Origin of the sequence: Streptomyces ovatisporus (assembly GCF_042653885.1) — a bacterium.
In the GTDB taxonomy this organism is placed as follows: domain Bacteria; phylum Actinomycetota; class Actinomycetes; order Streptomycetales; family Streptomycetaceae; genus Streptomyces; species Streptomyces ovatisporus.
In genome coordinates this window covers 124,514-150,419 of record NZ_JBHSFH010000018.1, presented here as the reverse complement: position 1 = coordinate 150,419, position 25,906 = coordinate 124,514, and the positions used below count along the sequence as shown (strand labels likewise).

Below are 25,906 nucleotides of genomic sequence, written 5' to 3'. Positions count from 1 at the left end.
CCGTCCGCGGAGGCCCGGCTCGCAGCAGCCCGCGCGGCGCGGGGAACACCGCCCCGCCGGCGGGCACTTCCCTCCCGGGAACCGGCGGGAGCGCTGCGAGCGCTCCCGCAAGCCGCGCGCCTCGGCGATTTCGCCGAGGGCAGACCGCAGTTCCCTTCCCCCGGAGCCCGGCGCTCCTACGCTGGGAAGGTGACCGAACCCGCGTCGAACCGAGCCCGCGTCCTCCCGTTGTGCCCGCCTGCCGCGGCAGCGCCGCACGTAACGCCCCGGCCGCACGTACCGCCCGGGCAGACATCCCCGCCCACACGGGCGCCCGCGCCGTCCCGGAACCCTGCCGCACAGCCGAACTCCGCCGCACAGCCCCCTGCCGCAACTGTTCCCGCCGCGAAGGAGCCGCTCTGGCGGGACGTCGTCGGGGACGTCCTGCGCCGTGAGCGGCTTGCCCAGGAACGCACGCTGAAGGACGTCGCGGACGCGGCCCGCATCTCGATGCCCTACCTCTCCGAGCTGGAGCGTGGTCTGAAGGAGGCGTCGTCCGAGGTGCTCGCGGCAGCCGCTCGGGCGCTGAGCCTGGATCTCGCCGGTCTCCTCGTCCTCGCGCACGAGGAACTGGTCCGCCTCGGCGGAGCGCGCACGGGGGCGGCGCGCACAGGGACTTCCGTCACCTCGTTCCTCGCGCGCCGTCCGGACGCCACGGGCGGCCCCCGGCGCGACAGTGTGCGGAAACCCCCCATGCACGGGGAGATGCGCCTCGCTGCCTGATGCGTTCCGGGCTGCCGCCGTCCCGTCGGGGGACGGCGGCAGCCCAGGAGCCGGAACGGAGTCAGGCCGCCGCCTGGGCGCGCCGCGTGAGCACCTCGTCGGCGAGCCCGTACGCCACCGCCTCGTGAGCGGTGAAGACCTTGTCGCGGTCCATGTCGGCGCGGAGGGTCTGGACATCGTGGCTGGTGTGCCTGGAGAGGACCTCCTCGACCTGGGAGCGGATGCGCAGCATCTCCTTCGCCTGCAGGCTGAGATCGGAGACAGTCCCCTGGTGACCTCCGCTCGCGGGCTGTCCCAGCAGCACCCGGGAGTGATCGAGGACGAAGCGGCGTCCGGGATCGCCGCCCGCGAGCAGCACCGCCGCTGTCGAGGCGGCCTGGCCGACGCAGAACGTCGCGATCGGGGCGCCGACGAACGTCATCGTGTCGTAGATCGCCATGAGCGAAGTGAAGGATCCGCCGGGCGAGTTGATGTAGACGGCGACCTCTCGCTCCGGGTTCGACGCCTCGAGGTGGAGGAGCTGCGCGATGACGACGTTCGCCACTCCGTCGTCGATCTCGGTGCCGAGGAAGATGACCCGGTCGGCCAGCAGCCGGCTGTAGATGTCATACGCCCTTTCGCCCTGCGGAGTGCGCTCGACGACGGTCGGGATCGTGTACTGGCTCATGTCACAGTCCCATCCGTCGCTGCGAACGGGCCGGGCGGACGTCGGCGAGCGATTCGACGACGCGGTCGGCCAGTCCGTACTCCTTCGCCTGCTCCGCCGTGAACCAGCGGTCGCGGTCGCTGTCCCGGGAGACTGTCTCCACGTCCTGGCCGCTGTGCGACGCGGTGATCCGTTCGATCGTCGACTTCATGAATTCGAGGTTCTCCGCCTGGATCGCGATGTCCGCCGCGGGCCCTCCGATCCCCGCCGACGGCTGGTGCATCATGATCCGCGTGTTCGGCATCACGAAGCGCTTCCCCGCCGCGCCGACTGTCAGCAGGAACTGGCCCATGCTCGCGGCGAATCCCATGCCCAGCGTCGAGACGTCGTTGGGGACGAGCTGCATGGTGTCGTAGATCGCCAGACCGGACGTGACGGAGCCGCCCGGACTGTTGATGCACAGGCAGATGTCGGTCCTCGGGTCCTCTGCCGAGAGCATGAGCAGCTGCGCACAGACGCGGTTCGCGGAGACTTCGTCGACCTGGGTGCCGAGGAAGACGATCCGCTGCGCGAGCAGTTGCTCCGCCAGGTGGTCGTCGAAGCGCGTCCGCGGGGTGTCGTCCTCGGCGGTCTGTGCGTCACGGACCGGCTGCAGGCCGGTCATGTCTGGAGCCATCGGTCCTCCATGTGTGGGCGCGGCGGGGGTGCCGCTGTCATCCACACTCGGCGCGATGCGACGCCCGCGTAAGTGATCTCGGCCCGGGGCAGATTCGCCGATGGCAGAGTGCCGAGAAGTCATCTGCTGTCCGGCCGTGCCGTCAGTAGCGCGCTCCCGCCATGAGCACCCGGTGGTCCGAGCAGTGGCGTTCCCTCAGTCGCTGCCGGTCACCGCGCGGTCCTGCCGGACGCGGTCCGACGTGAGCGCCGGTTCGAGCCGCGACCGGCCCGTCCGCGGGGCCGGTCCGTCCAGAAACGGCGGAGACCGAAGCCTCAGCGGTGGTTCCTGCGCTTGGACACCTCGCCGTTGCGGTCGTACGTCACCCACTCCCCGGTCTTCTTGCCCAGGTCGTACTCACCCTCGTCCCACAGCGCCCCGTTGTCGTACCAGCGGCGCCACAGGCCGTGCTGCTGACCGTCCACGAAAGCCCCCTGCTGGAGCAGGCCACCGTCCTTGCGGTGCCAGACCCAGTCGCCGTCCAACTGCCCGGACTTGTAGCTGCCCTGCGCCTGGAGGCGGCCGTTGCGGAAGTAGAACGTCCACGGCCCGTGCCGCTGACCGTCCACGTACTCGCCCTCGCCGGAGAGCGTGCCGTCCTTGAACCGTTCCTCAGCCATGGAGCGAGCCTATGGGCGGGCACCGACAGAGGCTTTAGCACGGCAGGGCCACGGCGGGAGCTCGAACACCGGCACGGGACGGGCCACTACGGCTTGACCGAGCGGTAGTAGTCCCTGGCGCCTCGGTGCAGCGCCAGCGGTGCGGTGTAGATCGCAGTGCGCAGGTCGACCTTCTGCGCCGCGTGGACCTTCTCGCCGATCTGGTCGCGGCTCCTGAGTACCGCCCGCGTCACGCCTTCCGTCAGAGCAGTGTCCGTACGGTCCGTGGTCACCAGGAGGTTGGCGACGGCCACCGTCTTCACGGGCTCGCCCTGCTGGACTGCCGGATAGGCGTCCGGCGGCATCACCGCGGCGCGGTAGTGGCGGGTCTCGGGCTGCAGCGCGTGCAGCTTCGGCACGAGATCGCCCAGCTGGACCAGCTGGATGTTCGTCTTCGCGGCAAGGCTCTCGATCGCGTTGGTCGGCAGTCCGCCCGACCAGAAGAAGGCGTCGAGCTTCCCCTCCTCCAGCAGGCCCGGCATACGGTCGATACCCGCGCGGACAGCGTGCACGTCCTTGTCGACGTCAAGCCCGGCGGCCCGCAGCAGCCGGCCGGCGATGAGGTTCACACCGGAGCGCTTCTGGCCGACGCCCACGCGCAGTCCCTTGAGGTCCTTCGCACTGCGGACGGCCGAACCCGCGGGCACGACGAGCTGCATGTAGTCGTCGTACAGCCGCGCACACGCGCGCAGCTGTTCCGCGCCCTTCTCCCCGTCGTCCCGGTAGGTGGCCACCGCGTCGGCTGCCGCGATCGTGAAGGAGGCCTTGCCCGACGAGACCATGTCGAGGTTCTGCACCGAGCCCTGACTGGGCAGCAGCCGCACGTCGACCCCGGGCATCTCACGGTCCATGCGCTGCTCGAGGAGTGAGCCGTAACGCGCGTACACACCGGTGGGGACTCCCGTGGCGAACGAGACGGTCCCGCTGGGGGCGGAGCGTCCGCCGGGGACCAGCCACCACAGCAGCAGCGCGAGCACCACGGCGGCTGCTGCTCCCGCGCGCAGCAGGGAGCGCCGACGCGAGCGGCTGCTGCTCGTGCCGGGGACGATGCGGCGGAAGCTGAACATGCGCGTGATCGTGCCAGTCCGCGGCCCGGTAAGCGAGGGGCGGGGGCGGGGAGGGAGCGCGTACCCTGGTCGACTGAGATGACTGCGAAGACATATGAGCTGCGGACGTTCGGCTGTCAGATGAACGTCCACGACAGCGAGCGGATGGCCGGCCTGCTGGAGGACGCGGGCTACGTGCGGGCGCCCGGGGACGCGGACGGCGCCGACGTCGTCGTCTTCAACACCTGCGCGGTGCGGGAGAACGCCGACAACCGGCTGTACGGCAACCTCGGCCAGCTCGCACCGAAGAAGGCCTCCCGCCCCGGCATGCAGATCGCTGTCGGCGGCTGCCTCGCGCAGAAGGACCGCGAGACGATCGTGAAGAAGGCCCCGTGGGTCGACGTCGTCTTCGGTACGCACAACGTGGGGAAGCTGCCGGTCCTGCTGGAGCGCGCCCGCATCCGGGAAGAGGCGCAGGTCGAGGTCGCCGAGTCGCTGGAGGCGTTCCCCTCGACGCTGCCCACGCGACGGGAGAGTGCCTACGCCGCCTGGGTCTCCGTCTCCGTGGGGTGCAACAACACCTGCACCTTCTGCATCGTTCCGCAGCTGCGCGGCAAGGAGAAGGACCGTCGGCCCGGCGACATCCTCGCCGAGATCGAGGCACTGGTCGACGAGGGCGTCAGCGAGATCACGCTGCTCGGACAGAACGTCAACGCCTACGGCTCGGACATCGGCGACCGCGAGGCGTTCAGCAAGCTGCTCCGTGCCTGCGGCCGCATCGAAGGGCTGGAGCGGGTCCGCTTCACCTCGCCGCATCCGCGTGACTTCACGGACGACGTGATCGCGGCGATGGCCGAGACGCCGAACGTGATGCCGCAACTGCACATGCCGCTGCAGTCGGGCTCGTCGAAGGTCCTGAAGGCGATGCGGCGCTCGTACCGTCAGGAGCGCTTCCTCAGCATCATCGAGAAGGTGCGCGCCGCGATGCCTCGGGCGGCCATCACCACGGACATCATCGTGGGCTTCCCCGGCGAGACCGAGGAGGACTTCCAGGAGACGCTGCACGTGGTGCGGGAGGCACGCTTCGCGCAGGCGTTCACCTTCCAGTACAGCAAGCGTCCCGGGACGCCCGCCGCCGAGATGGACGGCCAGATCCCGAAGCAGGTCGTGCAGGAGCGGTACGAACGTCTGGTCGCGCTCCAGGAGGAGATCTCCTGGGAGGAGAACAAGAACCAGGTCGGCCGGACGCTCGAGTTGCTCGTCGCGGAGGGCGAAGGGCGGAAGAACGACGTCACGAAGCGGCTGTCCGGACGGGCGCCCGACAACAGGCTGGTGCACTTCGCGCCGCCCGAGGAGACGGTACGTCCGGGCGACACCGTCACCGTCGAGATCACCTACGCGGCACCGCACCACCTGCTCGCGGAGTCCCCGCCGGCGTCCGTGCGGCGTACCCGTGCGGGGGACGCCTGGGAGGCCCGGCACGCGGCGCCGGCCGCCCGGACACAGCAGCAGGGCGTCATGCTCGGGCTGCCGGCGGTAGGCGCTCCGCAGCCGCTGCCGCCCGACTCCGGCGGCTGCAGCGTCTGCTGAACGGCCCGCGAAGCACGGGACTGAGCACGACGGGACGAGGCCGCCCGCGCACCGGGCGGCGACAGGCGAGGGCGCCGAGGAGCATGCAGCAGCGCATTCCCCGACTCCTGCACCACTCGCCGGAGGTACGTCCTGATCGAGCGGTTACGCAGAGCGACTTCCGGCGTTAAGCTGCGCGCCATGCTTGTCGCCGCAGCCGTATGCCCCTGTCCGCCGCTGCTCGTGCCCGAGGTCGCGGGAGGTGCGGCCCACGAGATGGATGCAGCCCGCGCCGCCTGCGACGAAGCGCTCAGACGTCTTGCCGGGGCGCGTCCCGGCAAACTCGTGGTCCTCGGCCCCGCAGAACCCGCAGCCCGGGGGACGTACGTCCAGGGCGCGCGTGGTTCCTTCCGGGGCTACGGCGTGGACCTCGACGTGACCCTCGGCAAGGGCGACCCCGCCCCGGAAGCACACCCGCTGCCGTCGTCCCTCGCCGTCGGCGCGTGGCTGCTGAGCCGCGCGGAGTGGACCGCCGCCCCGGTCGAGGGCCTCGGCGTCGGCGAACCGCTGAACCGGGAGCGCTGTGAGGCGGTCGGGGCCCAACTCGCCGTTTCGGACGAGCGGTTGGCCCTGCTCGTGATGGGTGACGGCACGAACTGCCGCACCCTCAAGGCCCCGGGCTACTTCGATGAGCGTGCCGCCGCGTTCGACGCCTTGGCGGCCCGGGCCCTGGAGAGTGCGAGCCCCGACCAGCTGCTCGCTCTGGACGAGGAGTTGGGGTACGAGCTGGGCGCGTCCGGCCGCTCCAGCTGGCACGTGCTCGCGGGTGCGGCCGCCGCCGGCCGCACGGCAGCGGGTGAGGCGGGCAGCGGGCTCGAAGGACGCCTGCTCTACGACGAGGCTCCGTACGGCGTCGGGTACCTCGTCGCCAGCTGGAGCTGACAGCCGGCGTCGCCGCCACTGATCGGCCGCCCGCCGACCGTACGGATGTGGGCGTGTGCCCCGGTGATCCGGAGGACACACGCCCACATGGCGGGCCGCGCGGCGGCGGACGGACCGGCTCTGGTCAGACGCCGCCGGGGCCCTTCCCGCGCCCGCCGCCGGCGTCGGGACCCTTTCCGTGGCCCCCGCCGGCCTCGGGGCCCTTTCCGCCGCCCTCCTGGCGGCCGAGCTTCTCAGCCTGCTCCCTGGCCTTCTGGGTGCCGGTCCGGATCTTGTCGCTGTACTTGCCCTTGGTCTTCGAGTCGGCCATCCGCCCGGCCTTGTCGACGCCCTTCGAGACCTTGTCGCCGTGCTGACCCAGCATGTCCTTGACCTTGTCCATGAAGCCCATGGTGGCCACCTTCCTTCTGTCCGGTGTGCCTGAGCGGCAGTTCAGTTGCGGGTGTCGTCGGCGGCTTCGCTGTCGGCGGCTCCCTCTGCTGACTGCTGCTTCGGGATGCCGACGTCCTCGTTGTCGTCCCCGGTCCCTGTCGCAGCCCTGACCTCCTGTTCTTTCGCCTTTCCGTCCGCCGGCCCGGCAGCCTCGGCGGCGCCGGCGGCCGGCTTCCGAGGACCGGAAGAACGGCGCAGAAGTCGTGCAAAGACGCCCATATCTACACTCCTGACCTTACTCATTAGGTCCCGATCCGGCGCCCCGGGGAGACCGGCTTCCCCGGCCCCGGGCCGCCGCGTCCCGGAAAACGGCTCTGGGAACCCTCGAAACAGGCAACGAAGCCGCTCAAGGCGCGTCACGTCCCTCCTTCGTGGGTCGGGGACGTGACGGAGGTTTGCGACACTGACGGCGTGAATCCCTCTGCCCCCTCCCCGCGAAGCCGCAGCGTCCCGCCGGTGGTCGCCGTCGTCGGACCGACCGCTGCCGGGAAGTCCGACCTGGGTGTCGCTCTCGCCCGCCAGCTGGGCGGCGAGGTGATCAACGCGGACTCGATGCAGCTCTACAGGGGCATGGACATCGGCACCGCGAAGCTGGCGGCCGAGGAACGCGCAGGCGTACCGCACCACCTGCTGGACATCTGGGACGTCACAGCCGCCGCCAGCGTCGCCGAGTACCAGAGGCTCGCGCGGGCCGAGATCGACAGACTCCGCTCCGCAGGCCGCGTCCCCGTGCTGGTGGGCGGTTCGGGGCTGTACGTGCGGGGGGCGATCGACGCGATGGAGTTCCCGGGCACCGATCCCGAGGTACGGGCACGCCTGGAGGGAGAGCTCGCAGCCGAGGGGTCGGGAGTGCTGCACTCGCGTCTGGCGCAGGCCGATCCGGTCGCTGCCCGTGCGATCCTGCCCAGCAACGGCCGCCGCATCGTGCGGGCCCTGGAGGTCATCGAGATCACCGGCCGTCCGTTCACCGCGAATCTCCCCGGTCACGAGGCCGTGTACGAGACCGTTCAGATCGGGGTCGACGTGGCACGACCGGAGCTCGACGCGCGGATCGCCTCCCGCGTGGACCGCATGTGGGAGGCGGGCCTGGTCGCAGAGGTACGCGCTCTGGAGGCGGCCGGACTGCGCACCGGACGTACGGCGTCGCGTGCCCTCGGTTACCAGCAGGTGCTCGCGAACCTCGCGGGGGAGTGCACCGAGGCGGAGGCGCGGGAAGAGACGGTACGCGCCACGAAGCGCTTCGCGCGCCGCCAGGATTCGTGGTTCCGCCGCGACCCGCGTGTCCACTGGCTGAGCGGTGCGGAACCGGACAGGAGGGAACTGACCGGGAAAGCACTGGCTCTCCTGGAAGAAGCGGTCACAGCCTGATCACGTGATGGCATCGGGACGCCCTGCGCGTCCGCCGGGGCCGCGGCGGCGTGCCATCATCGACCATCGTTCGGAGCCTGCAGCCGTAGTTGGGAGGGCGGGTGGCGATGGAGGCCGGCCCTCGTGACAATGAGGAGACAGCCGTCGACGACGTTGAGCGAGTCGGGCCTGTTGGACGCCTCGAAGACATCACGAGCCTCGACGACCGGTCGGAGGACGTGACCGGGGTCAACGGCGGTTCCGCCCCCGGCGGGGCCGCGGAAGCCGACCGCAGCGTCGACGTCCGCGGGAACGGCACGGCCGGCACCCGCGGCAGCGGCGTCGCGGACGCCGACGGCGACGCCGACGGCCCTCCCCGCGACGCCGGTGATCTGCCACCCGTCGACGAGACGCCCGTGGAGCCGCAGGATCTGCGTCCGCCGCGCAAACTGCGGCTGTGGCAGATCGCCCCCATCGTGGTGCTGAGCGCGCTCGGCTCGCTCATGTTCGCTTTCCCGCTCGCCTTCGAGCCGGGCGGCGGCACCGGAGCGGTCGTCTCCATGCTCGGTCTGCTGATCTGCGGCTGTGCCGCGGGCTGGGGAGTGATGGCGGCCCGTCGCGCCGGCCTGACCTGGCCGGGGCTACCCGTGCGGGGCTCCGGCGACCGTGCGGACTGGCGGGTCGTGCTGCTGTACGCGGTCGTCGTGGGCACCGTCGTGGTGCTGGCCATCTGGCGCGTCGCCAGGCTGCGCTGAGCCCCTCGCCGCGACGGGCAGCAGCGACTGCGGCTCCCGTACGATCGGGTGCATGGTCAGCGCACAGCCCGTGCCGTTCCTGAAGGGGCACGGCACCGAGAACGACTTCGTCATCCTCCCCGACCCGGACGGCACTCTCGAGGTGTCCCCGGAGACCGTCGCGCGGCTGTGCGACCGGCGGGCGGGGATCGGCGGCGACGGGCTGCTGCGGGTGGTGCGGTCGGCGGCCCACCCGGAGGCCCGGACCATGGCGGGAGACGCCGAGTGGTTCATGGACTACCGCAACGCAGACGGTTCCGTCGCGGAGATGTGCGGCAACGGTGTGCGGGTCTTCGTGCGCTATCTGGAACGTGCGGGACTGGCCAAGGCGGGTGAGGTCGCCGTCGCGACGCGGGCGGGCGTACGGCGCACGCACCTCGGTGAGGACGGCGGCGAGATCACCGTGGCCATGGGACCCGCCGCTCTGCCCGGCGATGAGGTCAGGGTGCGCGTCGGTGAGCGCGACTGGCCGGCAGTGCACGTCGGAATGGGCAACCCGCACGCTGTCGTCTTCGTCGACGATCTCGCCCACGCGGGAAGCCTGTTGGACGCGCCGCAGGTCGAACCGGCCGCTGTCTACCCGGACGGTGTGAACGTCGAATTCGTGGTCGACCGCGGCCCTCGCCACGTCGCGCTGCGCGTCCACGAGCGCGGCTCGGGGGAGACCCGGTCCTGCGGAACCGGCGCGTGTGCGGTGATGGCCGCGGCCGCACGGCGCGACGGCGCCGACCCGGTGGCTGACGGTGCGTCGGCGACATACACCGTGGACGTGCCGGGCGGCCGTCTGGTGATCACCGAACAGGCCGACGGCGAGATCGAGATGACCGGGCCCGCTGTGATCGTCGCGGAGGGTTCCATCGACCCGGAGTGGCTGCACGCCCAGCGCATGGGCCCCGAAGCGCCACAACAAGCGCACTGGTGAACTCCCTTGCCTTTAAACGTCCCTCGAAGGGGTGATCCGTTTCACGCTGCGCGGGACCCGGTCATCCGCATGTGCTGGGGTCGGTAGCATCACAGGCCCGGGCCTGTCCGGGGTGTTGCGTCAGCGGAGGTGCCATGAGGAGTCTGAGAAGGCTCAGTCACGCGGCCCTGCTGGGGCAGGGGCCGCGCCGGGACGGTCTGCCCGATGCCATGGAGCACGTCGCCAAGGTGCACCGCGCACACCACCCCGACGCCGATCTCGCGGCTCTGCGCCGCGCCTACGTACTGGCGGAGTCCTCGCACCGCGGCCAGATGCGCAAGAGCGGCGACCCGTACATCACGCATCCGCTGGCCGTGACTCTGCTGCTCGCCCAACTGGGCGCCGAGACCACCACTTTGACGGCGTCTCTGCTGCACGACACGGTCGAAGACACCGATGTGACGCTGGATCAGGTGCGCAAGGAGTTCGGCGAGGAGGTGAGTTACCTCGTCGACGGCGTCACCAAGCTGGAGAAGGTCGACTACGGAGCGGCGGCCGAGCCGGAGACGTTCCGCAAGATGCTCGTGGCCACCGGCAACGATGTCCGCGTGATGTCGATCAAGCTCGCCGACCGGCTGCACAACATGCGGACGCTCGGCGTGATGCGTCCGGAGAAACAGGTCCGCATCGCCAAAGTGACGCGGGACGTACTGATCCCGCTCGCCGAACGGCTGGGCGTACAAGCGCTGAAGACCGAGCTGGAAGACCTCGTATTCGCGATTCTCCATCCCGAGGAGCACACGCTCGCACGGGAGTTGATCGCCGAGCACGCCAAGGAGCCCGACCCGCTCACAGGCGTGGCGACTTCCGTGCGGCGGGTGCTGCGCGAGGCCGGGATCATCGCGCAGGTCCTCATCCGGCCGCGCCACACCGTCTCGGTGCACCGCCTTCGCCAGAAGCGCGGCGAACTCGGGCCGTGCGACTTCGGACGTCTGCTGATCATGGTCGAGGAGGACGCCGACTGCTACGCCGTCCTCGGTGAACTCCACACGTGCTTCACGCCGATCGTCGCCGAGTTCAAGGACTTCATCGCGGCACCCAAGTTCAACCTCTACCAGTCGCTGCACACGGCGATCGCCGACGAGGAGGGCCGTGTGGCCGAAGTCCTCGTGCGGACACGGCAGATGCACCGCGTCGCGGAAGCCGGCGTCATCGCACTCGGCGATCCGCACGGAGTTCCGTCCGGCGGTGAGGGCGGCGGCGGTGACGAGCCGGGGCCCGGCTGGCTCTCCCGGCTCCTGAAGTGGCAGAGCCACGCCACGGACACCGAGACGTTCTGGACGGAGCTCCGCGACGAGCTGGCGCAGGACCGGGAGATCACCGTCTACTGCGCGTCCCCGGGCGCCGCACCCGCGCCGAGCGGCGGCGCCCTGCCGCTGCCCGCGGGAGCCACCTGCGTCGACGCGGCCTACGCGCGGTACGGCGAAGCGGCCCACCGCTGCATCGGCGCACGTGTCAACGGACGCCTGACGGCGCTCAGTACGGTGCTGCGGGACGGCGACGCGTTGCAGCTCTTCCTCGAGCCCGCGGCCTCGGCACCGTCCGGTCCGTCGCCGGAGTGGCTCGACCACGCCCGCACCCCGGCCGCGCGCATCGCGATCCGGCACTGGCTGGCGGCTCATCCCGGCGCGGCCGACGCCGAGCCGAGGCACGAGCTGACCAGTGTGGGCGCCCTCGGAACCGGTGGCGGCCATGCTCTTCAGGCCGTGGACGGCGCCCGTCGCCCTGTCGCGGCCCGCACGACGGCAGTCCCGGCGACCCCGCCCGACGAGGCCGCCGCGGCAGGCCGAGGCCACCCGGAGAGGGGCGAGGACGCAGCGGTCGGCCCGTACCCCGAGGACGGCCGCGCGGCAGAGACGGCATCCGTCGTGGCCGAGGACCCCCACGTCGTGGTGCGCCTGGCGCGATGCTGTACGCCCGTGCCGCCCGACTCCGTGACGGGATTCGCTGTGCGGGGCGGCACCGTCACTGTGCACCGCGAGAGCTGTCAGACGGTGACGCGCATGACGTCGACGGGCCGGCGGCCGGTGCCGGTGCGCTGGCGGCAGGGCGCGGCGGGCTGCAGGGTGACCCTGCGCGCCGAAGCGCTGGGACGGCCGCACCTGCTGGCCGATCTGACCGAGATCATCGCGGCGCAGGGCGCGGCAGTCGTCGCCGCCGATGTCGAACCGCCGCGTGAACAGCGCGTCCTTCACACGTACACCCTGCAGCTGCCCGACGCGGCCGGGCTGCCTGATCTGATGCGTGCGATGCGCCGTGTCCCCGGCGTGTACGACGTCACGCGAGCCAGCCGCCCGCTTCCCGCGCGCTGAGGCATCCCCGTCCCGCGCCTGCGCCGGGGCGCGCGGTGGTACGCGGGCGCAGGCCGCTGGCGTGCACCTCCGTCGCAGCCTGGACCGCGCTGACTTCTTTCGAGTGGGGCCCTGCGGAGCCGACCTTGCCCGCCGCGCACCAGGGATAGCAGTTACTGCATGGACTTCCCGCTCTCCCGGGCGTCGGTGCCCGGTGCGTCAGTTCCCCCAGCCCCTGTGCACGCAGCGGCAGGCCCGCTCCGCGCTTCCCGTTCCGTCCGTCGTCGCGCCTGCACGTGCGCCACCGTCGCCGCGGCCGTCCTCGCCCTCGTCGGAGCCGTGCTGCCACCGCCGAAGCCGCTCGGAGTGGGCGACCGGCTCTTCCCCGAACTGGGCAATCCGGGCTACGACGTCGGTGCCTACGACATCGCCTTCGACTACTCGGGCAACAACACCAAGCCGCTCACCGCACGTACGGTCATCGACGCAGATGTCACCGCTGAGGACGGGCTGCCCCGCTTCAACCTCGACTTCACGGCCGGCAAAGTGCGCTCTGTCCGCGTCAACGGCCGTCCGGCGCAGCACCGGAGCGTGAAGGAGGATCTGGTGGTGACCCCCTCGGCGGCGTTGCGCAAGGGGGAGCGGATGCACGTCGAGGTCCGGCACACCAGCCCGACGGACAAGGCCTCCACGAACGGCTGGGTCCGCACCAAGGACGGGCTGGCCATGGCGAACCAGGCGGACGCCGCCCACCGCGTCTTCCCGGGCAACGACCACCCCTCCGACAAGGCCGCCTTCACTTTCCGTGTCACCGCTCCCGAGGCACTGACCGTGGTGGCGGGCGGACAGCTGAAGCGGAAGGTGCGCAAGGGCGGTGACCGCACCGAGTGGACGTACCGTCTCGCACACCCCATGGCCACGGAACTCGCGCAGGTCTCGATCGGCCGTTCGTACGTGCGGCGCAGCAAGGGCCCGCACGGTCTGCCGCTGCGCGACGTGGTGCCCAGCCGTGACCGGAAGGCACTGGAGCCCTGGCTCGCCAGGACTCCCGCGCAACTGGCCTGGCTGGAGCGGAGACTGGGCCGCTACCCGTTCGAGACGTACGGTCTGCTGATGGCCGATGCCAGCACCGGTTTCGAGCTGGAGACGCAGACGCTGTCCCTCTTCGAGAAGCAGCTCTTCACCACCGACGTGGTCCCCGCCTGGCACCAGGAATCGATCATGGTGCACGAGGCGGCGCACCAGTGGTTCGGTGACAGCGTCTCTCCGCGCAGCTGGGACGACCTCTGGCTCAACGAGGGCCACGCCACCTGGTACGAGTGGCTCTACGCAGCCGAACGCGGCGGCCCGTCACTGACTTCGCGGGCGCGTGACGCGTACAAGAGCTCGGACACCTGGCGCAAGAAGTTCGGTCCGCCCGGGCGGCTGCACCCCGCCGAGCCCGGCAACAAGATCAACATTTTCCGGAAGAGCGTGTACGACGGTTCCGCGGTCCTGCTCTTCGCTCTCCGCGAGAAGATCGGCGCGGGCGCGTTCGAGCGTCTGCAACGGGAATGGGTCACGCTGCACCGTGACGCCAATGCCTCCACGGACGACTACATCTCCCTCGTGAACGAGGTCTCGGGCGAAGACCTGACCGTGTTCCTCGAGAAATGGCTGTACGGCAAGAAGACCCCTCCGATGCCCGGCCACCCCCGGTGGCGGGCGGGCAGCCGGGAAACGGGATGACGGGGCGCGGCCGCCGTGCCACCATTTCACCGGCGCGCAGAGCGCCACGGGAACGCCCCACCGCTCGGGAATCAATGGTGCGGGGCAAGCGTTCCCCTAGCGGGTCCATGTGAGGACCTGTGACTCAAGGGACGGCTTTCTCCCGCATCCGCTTTCGACGTAAGGATCAAATGACCTTCTCCTCTCCCTCTTCTTCCCTTCCCACCAATGGCCTGCGTGTCGCCGAATCCGACCGTCGAGCTGACGCCCTGATGGAAGAGGACGTTGCTTGGAGTGACGAGGTCGACGGAGAGCGTGACGGCGAACAGTACGACCGGAGCGACCGTGCTGCCCTGCGCCGCGTCGCCGGACTCTCCACCGAGCTGGAGGACGTCACCGAGGTCGAGTACCGGCAGCTCCGCCTGGAGCGTGTGGTGCTCGTCGGCGTGTGGACGTCCGGGACGGCCCAGGACGCGGAGAACTCCCTCGCGGAACTGGCCGCGCTGGCCGAGACCGCAGGTGCTCTTGTACTCGACGGCGTCATCCAGCGCCGTGACAAGCCGGACCCGGCGACGTACATCGGCTCCGGCAAGGCCCAGGAACTGCGGGACATCGTCATCGACAGCGGTGCGGACACCGTCGTCTGCGACGGTGAGCTGAGTTCCGGACAGCTGATCCATCTCGAGGACGTCGTCAAGGTCAAGGTCGTCGACCGTACGGCCCTCATCCTCGACATCTTCGCGCAGCACGCCAAGTCTCGTGAGGGCAAGGCACAGGTCGCGCTGGCTCAGATGCAGTACATGCTGCCGAGGCTGCGCGGCTGGGGCCAGTCGCTCTCCCGGCAGATGGGTGGCGGTGGCTCCGGCTCCGCGGGCGGCGGCATGGCCACCCGCGGGCCTGGTGAGACCAAGATCGAGACTGACCGGCGGCGCATCCGTGAGCGGATGTCCAAGATGCGCCGCGAGATCGCGGAGATGAAGACCGGCCGCGAGATCAAGCGGCAGGAACGGCGCCGCAACAAGGTGCCGTCGGTCGCCATCGCCGGATACACCAACGCGGGCAAGTCCTCACTGCTCAACCGTCTCACCGGGGCCGGTGTCCTCGTCGAGAACGCCCTGTTCGCGACTCTGGACCCGACCGTGCGCAAGGCGGAGACGCCCAGCGGGCGGCTGCACACGCTGACCGACACGGTCGGATTCGTACGGCACTTGCCGCACCACCTCGTCGACGCCTTCCGCTCCACGATGGAGGAGGTCGCCGACGCCGACCTGATCGTGCACGTCGTGGACGGTTCGCATCCCGCTCCGGAGGAGCAACTGGCTGCTGTGCGCGGGGTGATCCGGGATGTCGGGGCCTCCCAGGTGCCCGAGATCGTGGTCGTGAACAAGGCCGACGCCGCCGAACCGCTCGTGCTGGCACGACTGTTGCGTACCGAGAGCCGTGCGCTCGCGGTCTCCGCCCGTACCGGGCAGGGGATCGAGGAACTGCGTGCGCTCATCGACGAGGAGTTGCCGCGTCCCTCGGTCGAACTGGAGGTGCTCGTGCCCTACACCGCGGGCAATCTCGTCTCTCGCGTACACAGCGAGGGTGAGGTGCTCTCCGAGACGCACACTGGGGACGGCACGCTGCTCAAGGTGCGTGTGCACGCTGAACTGGCGGCCGAACTGCGCCAGTACGAGCCCGCGGCTGCTGCGGTTCAGCACTAGCGCGGAAGGCCGGTTGCGGCCGCCGGGGTCGTGAGACAGGCACCAGCCGGAAACGGCACAGGGCCCGCTCTTCATTTCGAAGGGCGGGCCCTGTGCGCGTGCACGTGCCGTGTGCGGTGCCGGTCAGGCAGTGGACACGGCACGCGTCCGTCAGTTCTTGTTCGCGTACTTCTTGCTGATGCTGTCGAAGACGTTCTTCGCCGTCGGGCCGAGACGCGGCCCGGCGAGCCAGGTGGCCGGCTGCGGACCGATCGAGTTGACGGAGACCAGCTCCGCCTTGCCGCTCTCGCCCTTCATGAACCAGCCGCCGCCCGAGGAGCCACCGGTCATGGTGCAGCCGATGCGGTAGAGGGCGGGCTGCGAGGGATCGATGGAGAGACTGCCCGGCTTGTCGGTGCAGCTGTACATCTTCGCTCCGTCGTACGGAGGCGCCGCCGGGTAGCCGTAGGAACTGAGCCCGGAGAAGCGTTCGGCCGCCGGAGCGTTGAAGTTGATCTTCACTGCCGCACCGACGGTCTCCTCCAGGGACTTGTTCGTGCGCTGCTGCGGACGGACCTGGAGCACCGCGAAGTCCTGCTGCGCGCCTCCACCTCCCGACTGCGCGCCCTGCTTGATCCAGTAGTCACTGGTCTGCGCCCACTCCGTCCACCACTGGCCGTACGGAGCGACGTCCTGCGGCTGCGCGTTCCGCACCTGCGCCGGCGGGAGTCCGCGGTTGTTGTAGGCCGGTACGAACATGATGTTGCGCAGCCAGCCGCCGTTCTTGCCCGAGTGGACGCAGTGACCCGCCGTGGCGACCAGATTCGACCGTCCCGGATTGCGCGGATCCTGCACGACGGTGCCGGAGCAGACCATGGGCCCCTTCGGGGTCTCCATGAACACCTTGCCCGCGGGTGCGGCGTTGCTGGTGTAGGGCGTCTTGACGTTACGGGCCTCGACCGGGCGGGGCTCGGGACCTGTGGCGCTGGCTCCTGACGCCGACTCGACGTCGGCCGGGACGCGCTTGCCGTTGTCCTCCGCGTCCTCCATGCGGTCCGGCTTCCAGTGGTCCTTGATGTACGGGTTCACGAAGTCGGAGCCCTCACGGATCCACTGGTCACGGTCCCAGTTCTTCCACTCGCCGTTGCGCCACTTCTCCAGGTCCTTCAGCGAAGTGGGCAGGTCCTCGGGCAGCTTGTCGGGGATGCCGAGGTCCTCGTTCGAGGACGGCCGTTCTGACGGCCGGGCCTGTGCGGTGCGGTCACCGGCGTCGCCGGACGAACAGGCGGTGGCGGTCAGTACGAGAACCCCGACGACCGCGGCGGCGGTCACGGCAGGACGACGGTTTCCCGGCCTGCGTATCGATGACATGGAACAGATCCCCCTGATCGGGCGTGAATTGATGGCTGTGCGTGCTGTCGGGACGTGGCCGCCCCGGGAATGTGCGCCTTCCGGAAGCGCCCCCTCGGCGGCCCGGAGAGACGTGGCGGCCGGACAGGCGGCCGGGACGCGGTCGTCGGGCAGGCGGGGAGGGATGCCGGCCGGCGCACGGGCGGCGCCGGCCGGCATCCAAGAACGAACGTGCCGGTGGTGCGGCTATTCCGGCTACTTCTTCGCGATCTCGTCGAAGACCTCCTTGGCCTCCTTGCCGATGCGGGGACCTGCGAGCCAGCCGCCCTGCACCGGGCCGATGGAGGTCACGGAGAGCAGCTGCCTGCCGCTCGCGGTGAGCCAGCCGCCGCCGGAGGAGCCCCCGGTCATGGTGCAGCCGGCCCGGTACATGGTGGGCTCGCTGGGCTCGATGGTCAGACGGCCCGGCTTGCCGGTGCACGTGAGCATCTTCGTCCCGTCGAACGGAGGCGCTGCCGGATAACCGTGCGGCGTGAGGCTCGAAATGGACTTCACACGCGGAGTGTTGAAGTTGACCTTCGCGGCCTTGCCGACGACCTCCTGCAGGGACGGACCGGACTTCTTGTCCTCCGGCCTGACCTTCATCACGGCGAAGTCCTGCGATGCGCCTCCGCCACCGGCCTTCGCGCCCTCCGCGATCCAGTGGTCCGTGGTCCCCGCGTACTTCGCCCACCAGACGCCGTCAGGGGCGACGTCCTTGCTCGCTGCGTTCTCCAGCTGTGCGTTGGAGAGCCCCTTCGGGTTGTAACGCGGCACGAAGACCACATTGCGGAACCAGCCGCCGGTCTTCCCGGCGTGCACACAGTGCCCCGCCGTCGCCACGAGGTTGGACTTGCCCGGGTGCGCGGGGTCCTCCACGACGGTGCCGGAGCAGACCAGCGGGCCCTTCGGGGTGTCCATGAAGACCTTGCCCACCGGCGCGGTGTTCTTGGTGTAGGGAAGCCGGACCGGCTTGGCCGTGACACGCGCCGGCGTGGGGTCGGTGACGCCCTCGTCCTCGCCGGTGCCGTTGTCGCCGCCGCTCTCGCCGTCGTCGATCTCGTCGTCATCGACCTGGCGGTCGTTCCCGTCGGCGTCCTTCATCCGGTCCGGGTCCCAGAGGTCGTCGATGATCGGGTTGATGAACTCCTTGGCCCGGCGAAGCCACTCGTCGCGGTCCCATTTCTTCCACTCGCCGTTGCGCCACTTCTCCAGGTCCTTGAGGGAACTCGGGAGGTCCTTGGGGAGCTCGTCCGGCAGGTTCAGGTCGTGCTTGCCGTCCGGTTCGGGCGCCGAGACCGACGGGCTGGGCGCGCTGCCCCCGTTGTCTTCCTCCGGCCCGCACGCCGTCGCCGTCAGTGCAAGAGCCGCGACTGCCGCGACGGTGGCCACAGCCGGCGCTGAACGTCGTCGCGAGCGCCTGAGGTTGGCTGACATGAATGAACTCCCCCTGAATGTCGTCTTGCCTCTTGAGTTGTGAGGGCCCCGCCGAGCGGAGCGGCAACCACTATGCCCGGTGAGAAGGGGGACGGACCCGGCAGGGTCCACGGTTCCGACCGCTTCACATGACAGATCTTCACTTGGCCCGTGATCCCGGGGCATCGGCTTCGTTGGTACGGACGGGGGAGTCCGGCCCGCTCATGAGCGCGCCAAGTCGACACCGGAGGAGATCTCTGTGAACGCGCGTACCGGAGCCGAAGGCCCGCCGACCGGGACGGCGTCCGCGCCCGCCCCCGGCCCGGGCCGACACCGTGCCGTCGTACCGGGGCAGGTACCGGTGAACCGGCAGGGCACGCCAGCGGACAGTGCGGACTCTTCGACTGCGCCGGAGACCTCGGCGGAGACGTCTGCGCCGCCCGCTGCACCGGCAGTCGGACTTCCCGCTGCGACCGCGCTGTTGAACGGAACAGACGACGATCGCGCTGCCGATCGCGCTGAGCTGCCCCGGCAAGCACGCGGCAGGGCAACGGCAACCGCGCCCGCATCCGCCCGCACGGCGGTACCCGCCGGTCCGGAGCAGGTCGCGGACGCCGCCGCGACGGAGAATCTGCTGCGCTGCTGGGTGCGGGAGAACGACATCCCACGGCCCGCCCAGGACACGCTGCGCGTCGCACTGCACGCCACCGGCACCGCTCTGCACGTCCCGGTTCACTACTGGTCCGACACCGGTCGGCACCGTTTCGGGGCGCCGGTACCCGAGAACGCCCCGCCGGGCTGCGCGCCACTGGACGCCGTCACTCTCGCCGCGCTCATCAGCCGCGAAGCGTCGCACTGCGCCGCAAGGACGACGACTGCGGCAACACAGGTGACGGAAACGGACTCCGGAGTCGCTGCTCCACCGCACGGGGCCGCCGCTTCCGCGGAGTCCACCGGCCTCGTCGGCCGGGTCGCGGATTCCGTCGAGCGCACAGCTGCATTCCTCGCCGCCCGCACGGCGGCGCCCGAACCTCCGTCCCCGGTGAGCTCGTTCCTGGACGCAGAGCAGTCCCTCGTCCTCGGGCACCCCCTGCATCCGTCCCCGAAGGCACGCCAAGGTCTCTCCGAAGCCGAGTGCCGTGTGTACTCACCCGAGCTGAGGGGTGCCTTCCAGTTGCACTGGATGGCCGTCGACCAGTCAGTGCTCGCCCGGGACTCCGCGTGGACGGAACGCGGCCGTACAGTCACGGGCGATCAGCTCGCGATGCGCCTCGCGGGAGACGCGGCGTCCCGGCTGCCTGCCGGTACGGTGCCGCTGCCCCTGCATCCCTGGCAGGCCCGCCAGCTTCCCCACCGGCCGGCGGTCTCCCGCCTCCTCGCCGACGGACTGCTGCACGACCTGGGCCCGACGGGGGACTTGTGGCACCCCACCTCGTCCGTGCGCACAGTGGTGCGACCGGACGGCCCCGCGATGCTGAAGCTCTCCCTCGACCTGCCCATCACCAACTCACGCCGGGAGAACCTGCGCAAGGAACTGCTGCGCGGCCTCGAAGTACACCGTCTGCTGCGCGCGGGGCTGAGCGCCCAGTGGCGTGCCGCACATCCGGGCTTCGACATCGTCCGCGATCCGGCGTGGCTCGGCGTCGACGGACCCGACGGCCGGCCGGTGCCCGGTCTGGACACCGTCATCCGGCACAACCCCTTCGGCGCCACGGACGACGCTGTCTGCGTGGCCGGACTCATCTCCCCACGCCCGTCAAGGGAAGCGGACGGCGGCACCGTCATGCGTTCACGTCTGACCGGCATCGTGGAACGGCTGTCCGCAACAACGGGCAGGCCGGTGGCTGCGGTGGCCACCGAGTGGTTCCTGCGCTACCTCGACGCCGTCGTACGGCCCGTCCTCTGGTTCGACGCCAACGCAGGCATCGCACTGGAAGCGCACCAGCAGAACACCCTCGTTCTGCTCGACTCCGACGGCTGGCCGAAGGGCGGTCGCTACCGCGACAACCAGGGCTACTACTTCCGTTCGTCCCGCCGTGAGGAGCTGCAGCAGCGGATGCCCGGTGCACGGCTCGGTGTCGCCAGCGACTCCTTCGTCGCGGATGCGGTGGTCGACGAGCGCTTCGCCTACTACCTGGGCGTCAACAACGTGTTCGGTCTCATCGGCGCGCTGGGGGAGCAACAGCTCGCAGCCGAGCAGGTGCTGCTCGCCGCCTTCCGCCGCTTCCTGCGGACCGAGGCGGCGGGTGAGGACGGCGAACCGAGGTCGACGCTTCCCGCCTTGCTCCTCGACGCGCCGACCCTGCGGTGCAAGGCCAATCTGCTCACCAGGCTGCACGGCATGGACGAGCTGGTCGGGCCGGTCGACACCCAGTCCGTCTATGTCACCGTCACCAACCCGCTGGCCGGCTGACTCGCCGGACTTCCGACCGACCGCCGGACTGCAGACGCACGTCGCACATCACACGACGACGGCAACCGGCCGCCGGCAGCCGTCACCCCGGCAGCCGTCACGGCCCTGAGAACCGAGAGGAGGCGCCGTCCATGCAACAGCCGAACCGGCCTGCTTCCGGCGCGTCCAGCAACGACGACACCCTCGACCTCCAACTGGCCGGAGAACTGGCCGCCTTGCTGGCCGAACACGACAAGGCGGATGAGATCGGCCGGCTTGCAGCTCACACACCGCACGGCCCGGACGTACGGTCCGACCGGACTGCCCAGACCGATCACGCCGTCCCCTCCGACCCGCACGGCCCGATCCGTCCGCACCCCCTCCATCCGGGCGCCCACGGCCCCGGCCCCGGACTCGGCGGCCGCAGCGTGGCGGAGCCGGGGCTGCTCGACGCGCTCCACACCTGGCCGTCGTCGAGCACCCCTGTCGGGACGGTGCGGCTCGTACCGGTGAGACTCGAACGCGACCTGCGACTGATCACCGCATGGATGAACGACCCGGCAGTGGAGGCCTTCTGGGAGCTGTCCGGCCCGGAGGAGGTCACAGCAGCTCACCTGAGGAAGCAACTGGACGGCGACGGCCGCAGCGTTCCCTGCCTGGGCGTCCTGGACGGCGTCCCGATGAGCTACTGGGAGATCTACCGCGCAGACCTCGACCCCATCGCCCGCTACTGCCAAGCACGTCCGCACGACACCGGTGTGCACCTGCTGATCGGCGGGGTCCCGGACCGGGGGCGCGGCATCGGCACGGCTCTGCTGCGCGCCGTCGCCGATCTCGTCCTCGACCAACGACCGCGCTGCGGCCGTGTACTGGCCGAGCCGGACGTGCGCAACGTGGCCTCCGTCGCGGCGTTCCTGAGTGCCGGTTTCCGGCTGTCCGCAGAAGTCGAACTGCCGGAGAAACGCGCGGCACTGATGGTCCGCGACCGTGAACTGCGCGAGGTGCTCTGAAGGCACAGACGGATCCGGTCCGGCCGGTTCTTCGTACTCGCTGCTCCAGCGTTCCCGTCCCCGAGCAAAGGAGATTCCCAGTGCACCTGCCGCCGACTGCTGACGACGGCTTCGACGACCCCTGCAACACGGCTTCGTTGCACTTCCCGCACGGACTGGACGCCGACAGCTGGCGCCGCGCCGCGCGAAGACTCCTGGTGAAGATGCTCAGCGAGTTCGCGTACGAGGAGATCATCGACCCGGAACCCGATCCCGAGCCCGAGACCGATCCCGAGGCCGAGACCGCGTCCGAGGCCCATCCCGAGACCGCGTCCGAGGCGGCAGCGAGCGGTACGAGCGGCACCGCTCCGCAGTCGGCCTCGGAGCGGCCCGTGTCACAGCGGGACGGCTCGCCGGGTGCCGGATTCCGCCCGTACCGTCTCCGCGTCGACGACAGCCTCACCTTCCGTTTCCGCGCTCGCCGCGGCGCATACGGTCACTGGAACATCGACCCGGCGTCGCTCACGCCCGCAGAGGCAGATCCCTTCACGTTTCTCGCTCACGCTCACGAATCCGTGCTGGGCCTCACCGGTGACACCACCGGTCACCTCATCCGCGAACTGACAGCGACGCTCACCGCGGACGTCCGGTCAGCAGCCCGGGAGCTCACCGCCGAGCGACTCGCCGGTCTCGGCTACGCAGAGCTCGAAGGCCACCAGAAAGGTCACCCGTGGCTCGTCGCCAACAAGGGCCGGATGGGCTTCTCCGCGTCCGACGCGGCCCGTTGGGCGCCTGAGGCACGCCGCGCGCAGAGCCTGCCGTGGATCGCCGTACGCACCGGGCTGGCCGCCTACCGCGGTGTGCCCTCGCTCGCTGAGCCGCACCACCTCTACGCACGCGAGCTGAGGCCGGAGACGCTCCGGGACTTCCGCTACACGCTGCGTGCGCGCGGACTGCCGTCCGAGGACTACCTGTTCCTTCCCGTCCATCCCTGGCAGTGGGAGGAGATGATCGCACCGCTCTACGCCGCCTCCCTTGCCGTCGGCGACATCGTCCCCCTGACCACGGACGGCGATCTGCGGCTGCCCCAGCAGTCGATCCGCACGTTCCTCAACACCAGCCGCCCGGAGCGGCTCACGGTGAAACTGCCGCTGTCCGTGCTCAACACCCTCGTCTGGAGGGGCCTGCCCACCGAGCGCACTCTCGCGGCTCCCGCGGTGACCCGGTGGATCCACGGGCTGCGTGACAACGACGCCTATCTCCGTGACGAGTGCCGCGTGGTCCTGCTCGGTGAGGTCGCCTCGGTCACCGTCTCGCATCCCCAGTTCGACAGGCTCCCGCAAGTGCCCTACCAGTACCGCGAGCTGCTGGGCTGCATCTGGCGCGAACCGCTCGCCGGCCGACTGGACTCGGGGGAGCGGGCCCGTACGCTCGCCGCTCTCATCCACACCGACGCCCGGGGCCGCTCACTCACCGCAGAGCTCGTGGGACGCTCCGGGCTGGAGCCGCGCGTATGGCTGCGCCATCTCTTCGGCGCACTGCTCCCTCCGCTGCTGCATTTCCTCTACCGGTACGGGACGGTCTTCTCACCGCACGGCGAGAACGCCATCGTGATCTTCGACGAGGCCGACGTGCCGGTACGGCTGGCCGTCAAGGACTTCGTCGACGACGTCAACGTCAGTGCCGAGCCCGTGCCGGAGCTCGGCGAGATGCCCGAGGAGGTCCGCCGGGTCCTGCTGCGGGAGCCGCCGGACTTCCTCACGCAGTTCATCCACTCCGGTCTGTTCGTGGGGGTCTTCCGTTACCTGGCGCCGCTCTGCCAGGAGCAACTCCACGTACCGGAGGACGAGTTCTGGTCGCTCGTACGGGCGGAGACCGAGCGGTACCACGCCCGCTTCCCCGAGATGAAGGACCGCTTCAGCACCTTCGACCTGCTCGCCCCCCGCATCGACCGGCTGTGCCTGAACCGCAACCGTCTGCACCTGGACGGCTACCGCGACCGTCCTGACCGGCCGCACGCCGCCGTACACGGCACGGTCGCCAACCCGTTGAGCGCCTCCACCGGCCTCCGCCCGTAATGAGGGGCGAGCGCGGCCGACGCGCTGTCAGAGGTGACGCGTAAGGTGCGGTGTCTATGAGCAAGCCCGCCCTCACCGATCTTCTGCACGCCGCCGTCACCGCTGTCGGCGGCACGGAACGCCCCGGCCAGATCGCCATGGCCGAAGCGGTCGCCGAGGCCGTCGACAGCGGAACCCATCTGCTGATCCAGGCGGGCACCGGCACGGGCAAGTCGCTCGGTTACCTGGTCCCGGCCCTGGCGAACGGCGAGCACGTCGTGGTCGCCACGGCGACACTCGCGCTCCAGCGTCAGCTGGTCGAACGCGACCTGCCCCGCACGGTCGAGGCGCTGCATCCGCTGCTGCGCCGTCGTGCCGAGTTCGCCATGCTCAAGGGCCGCTCGAACTACCTGTGCCTGCACCGGTTGCACGAGGGCGTTCCGCAGGAGGAGGAAGAGGGGCTCTTCGACCCCTTCGAGGGCGCTGCCCCCACGTCCCGGCTCGGGAAGGACCTGCTGCGCCTGCGCGACTGGTCGGACGAGACCGGGACAGGTGACAGGGACGACCTGCGGCCCGGCGTCTCGGACCGGGCCTGGGGCCAGGTTTCGGTCTCCGCACGCGAGTGTCTCGGCGCCTCCAAGTGCGCCTACGGTGCGGAGTGCTTCGCCGAGGCCGCCCGCGAGCGGGCCAAGCTCGCCGAAGTCATCGTGACCAATCACGCCCTGCTGGCGATCGACGCCATCGAGGGCGCCTCGGTGCTTCCCCCGCACGACGTGCTGATCGTCGACGAGGCGCACGAGCTGGTCTCGCGGGTGACCGGCGTCGCCACGGGGGAGCTGACCCCCGGCGGCGTCAACCGTGCAGTGCGCCGCGCGGCGCGGCTCGTCGACGAGAAGGCGGCCGACCGGCTCCAGACTGCCGCCGAGGGTTTCGAGCGGCTCATGGAGCTGGCCCTGCCGGGACGTCTCGAAGTCGTCCCGGAGGACCTCGGTCACGCCCTCATGGCCCTCCGGGATGCCACTCGCGAGTGCATCACCGCGCTGGGCAACACCCGCGACAAGTCCGTGCAGGACGAGGACGCCGTGCGCAAGCTCGCCCTCGCCGCGATGGAGAACGTGCACGACGTCGCCGAACGTGTCGTCGAGGGCTCCGAGTTCGACGTCATCTGGTACGAGCGGCACGACCGCTACGGTGCCTCCCTGCGTGTCGCTCCACTGTCCGTGTCGGGACTGCTGCGCGAGAAGCTGTTCGCCGACCGTTCCGTCGTGCTCACCTCGGCGACGCTGAAGCTCGGAGGTGACTTCGACGGGGTGGGAGCCTCTCTCGGCCTGGCCCCCGAACGCGTACTGGAGGACGACTCACCCGGCGGCGCCGGTGAGAAGACGCAGGAGGAGACACCGCAGTGGCGCGGGCTGGACGCCGGCTCCCCCTTCGACTACCGCAAGCAGGGGATCCTCTATGTCGCCGGCCACCTGGCACCGCCCGGGCGGGAGGGCCAGCGGCGCGACATGCTCGACGAGCTCGCCGATCTCGTGGGTGCGGCGGGCGGCCGTACGCTCGGGCTCTTCTCTTCCATGCGGGCCGCTCAGGCCGCTGCGGAGGATCTTCGCGGGCGGCTCGACGTGCCCATCCTGCTCCAGGGTGAGGAGACGCTGGGCGAGCTCATCCGCCGCTTCTCCGAGGACGCCGAGACGTGTCTCTTCGGGACGTTGTCCCTCTGGCAGGGTGTCGATGTTCCCGGCGCCAACTGCCAGCTCGTGGTGATGGACCGCATCCCCTTCCCGCGCCCGGACGACCCTCTGATGAGCGCCCGGCAGAAAGCGGTCGAGGAGCACGGCGGGAACGGTTTCATGGCGGTGGCCGCCACTCATGCCGCGCTGCTGATGGCGCAGGGTTCCGGCCGGCTCGTGCGGGCGTCCGAGGACCGCGGCGTGGTCGCGGTCCTCGACCCGAGGCTGGAGCGGGCACGGTACGGCGGCTTCCTGAGGGCCTCCATGCCGGACTTCTGGTACACGACCGACCGCAATCAGGTACGCCGGTCACTGGCCGCCATCGACGCGGCTGCCAAGGAGGCCGCTCCGTCCAGGCGGCCGTAGCGCGCGGCCGT

The 25,906-nt window shown here is 70.4% G+C and carries 21 protein-coding genes; 13 read left to right on the top strand and 8 right to left on the bottom strand.

What is annotated here, in order from left to right:
- The first annotated feature begins 189 nt into the window (after window positions 1-189).
- Entirely contained in the window at window positions 190-762 is a 573-nt protein-coding gene (locus ACFPA8_RS27340; protein ID WP_386452836.1) for a helix-turn-helix domain-containing protein, read from the top strand.
- Window positions 763-823: 61 nt separating this feature from the next.
- Here the strand turns inward: ACFPA8_RS27340 and ACFPA8_RS27335 are convergent, their stop codons facing one another.
- The 4 genes from ACFPA8_RS27335 to ACFPA8_RS27320 form a co-directional block, all read right to left on the bottom strand.
- Complete coding sequence (locus ACFPA8_RS27335) at window positions 824-1,429, bottom strand: ClpP family protease (protein WP_386452834.1); 606 nt, start codon at window positions 1,427-1,429, stop codon at window positions 824-826.
- Between the two features lies 1 nt (window position 1,430).
- Window positions 1,431-2,084 carry an ATP-dependent Clp protease proteolytic subunit gene (locus ACFPA8_RS27330; RefSeq protein ID WP_386452832.1) on the bottom strand — a complete coding sequence of 218 codons (654 nt, stop codon included), beginning with the start codon at window positions 2,082-2,084 and terminating at the stop codon, window positions 1,431-1,433.
- 314 nt (window positions 2,085-2,398) lie between these two features.
- Complete coding sequence (locus ACFPA8_RS27325; protein ID WP_386452831.1) at window positions 2,399-2,743, bottom strand: toxin-antitoxin system YwqK family antitoxin; 345 nt, start codon at window positions 2,741-2,743, stop codon at window positions 2,399-2,401.
- An 86-nt stretch (window positions 2,744-2,829) separates the two neighbouring features.
- Window positions 2,830-3,849: a TAXI family TRAP transporter solute-binding subunit gene (locus ACFPA8_RS27320; protein ID WP_386452829.1), complete on the bottom strand. Its 1,020-nt coding sequence runs from the start codon at window positions 3,847-3,849 to the stop codon at window positions 2,830-2,832.
- 78 nt (window positions 3,850-3,927) lie between these two features.
- Here ACFPA8_RS27320 and miaB point away from each other — a divergent pair, with 78 nt between their 5' ends.
- Both miaB and ACFPA8_RS27310 read left to right on the top strand, forming a co-directional pair.
- Window positions 3,928-5,418, top strand: a complete 1,491-nt coding sequence (gene miaB, locus ACFPA8_RS27315; RefSeq protein ID WP_386452827.1) for a tRNA (N6-isopentenyl adenosine(37)-C2)-methylthiotransferase MiaB — start codon at window positions 3,928-3,930, stop codon at window positions 5,416-5,418.
- 180 nt (window positions 5,419-5,598) lie between these two features.
- Window positions 5,599-6,339 carry a class III extradiol dioxygenase subunit B-like domain-containing protein gene (locus ACFPA8_RS27310; RefSeq protein WP_386452825.1) on the top strand — a complete coding sequence of 247 codons (741 nt, stop codon included), beginning with the start codon at window positions 5,599-5,601 and terminating at the stop codon, window positions 6,337-6,339.
- Window positions 6,340-6,463: 124 nt separating this feature from the next.
- On the opposite strand, the gene ACFPA8_RS27305 is transcribed toward ACFPA8_RS27310, so the two are convergent.
- Together ACFPA8_RS27305 and ACFPA8_RS27300 are read right to left on the bottom strand one after the other, a co-directional pair.
- The gene (locus ACFPA8_RS27305; RefSeq protein ID WP_386452824.1) at window positions 6,464-6,730 is read right to left on the bottom strand and encodes an antitoxin; all 267 of its coding nucleotides are present in this window, start codon (window positions 6,728-6,730) and stop codon (window positions 6,464-6,466) included.
- A gap of 41 nt (window positions 6,731-6,771) precedes the next feature.
- The gene (locus tag ACFPA8_RS27300) at window positions 6,772-6,990 is read right to left on the bottom strand and encodes a hypothetical protein (protein WP_386452822.1); all 219 of its coding nucleotides are present in this window, start codon (window positions 6,988-6,990) and stop codon (window positions 6,772-6,774) included.
- Window positions 6,991-7,182: 192 nt separating this feature from the next.
- Between ACFPA8_RS27300 and miaA the strand changes: the two genes are divergently transcribed.
- The 6 genes from miaA to hflX all read left to right on the top strand — a co-directional run bounded on the left by miaA (window position 7,183) and on the right by hflX (window position 15,577).
- Entirely contained in the window at window positions 7,183-8,139 is a 957-nt protein-coding gene (gene miaA, locus ACFPA8_RS27295; protein ID WP_386452820.1) for a tRNA (adenosine(37)-N6)-dimethylallyltransferase MiaA, read from the top strand.
- Between the two features lie 101 nt (window positions 8,140-8,240).
- Window positions 8,241-8,873 carry a hypothetical protein gene (locus tag ACFPA8_RS27290; protein WP_386452819.1) on the top strand — a complete coding sequence of 211 codons (633 nt, stop codon included), beginning with the start codon at window positions 8,241-8,243 and terminating at the stop codon, window positions 8,871-8,873.
- A 52-nt stretch (window positions 8,874-8,925) separates the two neighbouring features.
- Complete coding sequence (gene dapF, locus ACFPA8_RS27285; protein ID WP_386452817.1) at window positions 8,926-9,834, top strand: diaminopimelate epimerase; 909 nt, start codon at window positions 8,926-8,928, stop codon at window positions 9,832-9,834.
- 134 nt (window positions 9,835-9,968) lie between these two features.
- On the top strand, window positions 9,969-12,185 hold the full coding sequence (locus ACFPA8_RS27280; protein WP_386452815.1) for a RelA/SpoT family protein: 2,217 nt from the start codon (window positions 9,969-9,971) through the stop codon (window positions 12,183-12,185).
- A 159-nt stretch (window positions 12,186-12,344) separates the two neighbouring features.
- Window positions 12,345-13,892: a M1 family metallopeptidase gene (locus ACFPA8_RS27275; RefSeq protein ID WP_386452814.1), complete on the top strand. Its 1,548-nt coding sequence runs from the start codon at window positions 12,345-12,347 to the stop codon at window positions 13,890-13,892.
- 170 nt (window positions 13,893-14,062) lie between these two features.
- The gene (gene hflX, locus ACFPA8_RS27270; protein WP_386452813.1) at window positions 14,063-15,577 is read left to right on the top strand and encodes a GTPase HflX; all 1,515 of its coding nucleotides are present in this window, start codon (window positions 14,063-14,065) and stop codon (window positions 15,575-15,577) included.
- A 150-nt stretch (window positions 15,578-15,727) separates the two neighbouring features.
- Here the strand turns inward: hflX and ACFPA8_RS27265 are convergent, their stop codons facing one another.
- Window positions 15,728-16,927, bottom strand: coding sequence for a trypsin-like serine peptidase (locus ACFPA8_RS27265; protein WP_386452812.1), 1,200 nt, complete (start codon window positions 16,925-16,927; stop codon window positions 15,728-15,730).
- A 234-nt stretch (window positions 16,928-17,161) separates the two neighbouring features.
- The gene (locus ACFPA8_RS27260; protein ID WP_386452811.1) at window positions 17,162-18,382 is read right to left on the bottom strand and encodes a trypsin-like serine peptidase; all 1,221 of its coding nucleotides are present in this window, start codon (window positions 18,380-18,382) and stop codon (window positions 17,162-17,164) included.
- 460 nt (window positions 18,383-18,842) lie between these two features.
- Here ACFPA8_RS27260 and ACFPA8_RS27255 point away from each other — a divergent pair, with 460 nt between their 5' ends.
- From ACFPA8_RS27255 to ACFPA8_RS27240, 4 genes are all read left to right on the top strand, one after another.
- Window positions 18,843-20,774 carry an IucA/IucC family protein gene (locus tag ACFPA8_RS27255; RefSeq protein WP_386452810.1) on the top strand — a complete coding sequence of 644 codons (1,932 nt, stop codon included), beginning with the start codon at window positions 18,843-18,845 and terminating at the stop codon, window positions 20,772-20,774.
- Window positions 20,775-20,905: 131 nt separating this feature from the next.
- Window positions 20,906-21,763, top strand: a complete 858-nt coding sequence (locus ACFPA8_RS27250) for a GNAT family N-acetyltransferase (protein ID WP_386452809.1) — start codon at window positions 20,906-20,908, stop codon at window positions 21,761-21,763.
- A gap of 203 nt (window positions 21,764-21,966) precedes the next feature.
- Window positions 21,967-23,820, top strand: a complete 1,854-nt coding sequence (locus ACFPA8_RS27245; protein WP_386452895.1) for an IucA/IucC family protein — start codon at window positions 21,967-21,969, stop codon at window positions 23,818-23,820.
- A gap of 56 nt (window positions 23,821-23,876) precedes the next feature.
- Window positions 23,877-25,895, top strand: coding sequence for an ATP-dependent DNA helicase (locus ACFPA8_RS27240; RefSeq protein WP_386452807.1), 2,019 nt, complete (start codon window positions 23,877-23,879; stop codon window positions 25,893-25,895).
- The last annotated feature ends 11 nt before the right edge of the window (window positions 25,896-25,906 follow it).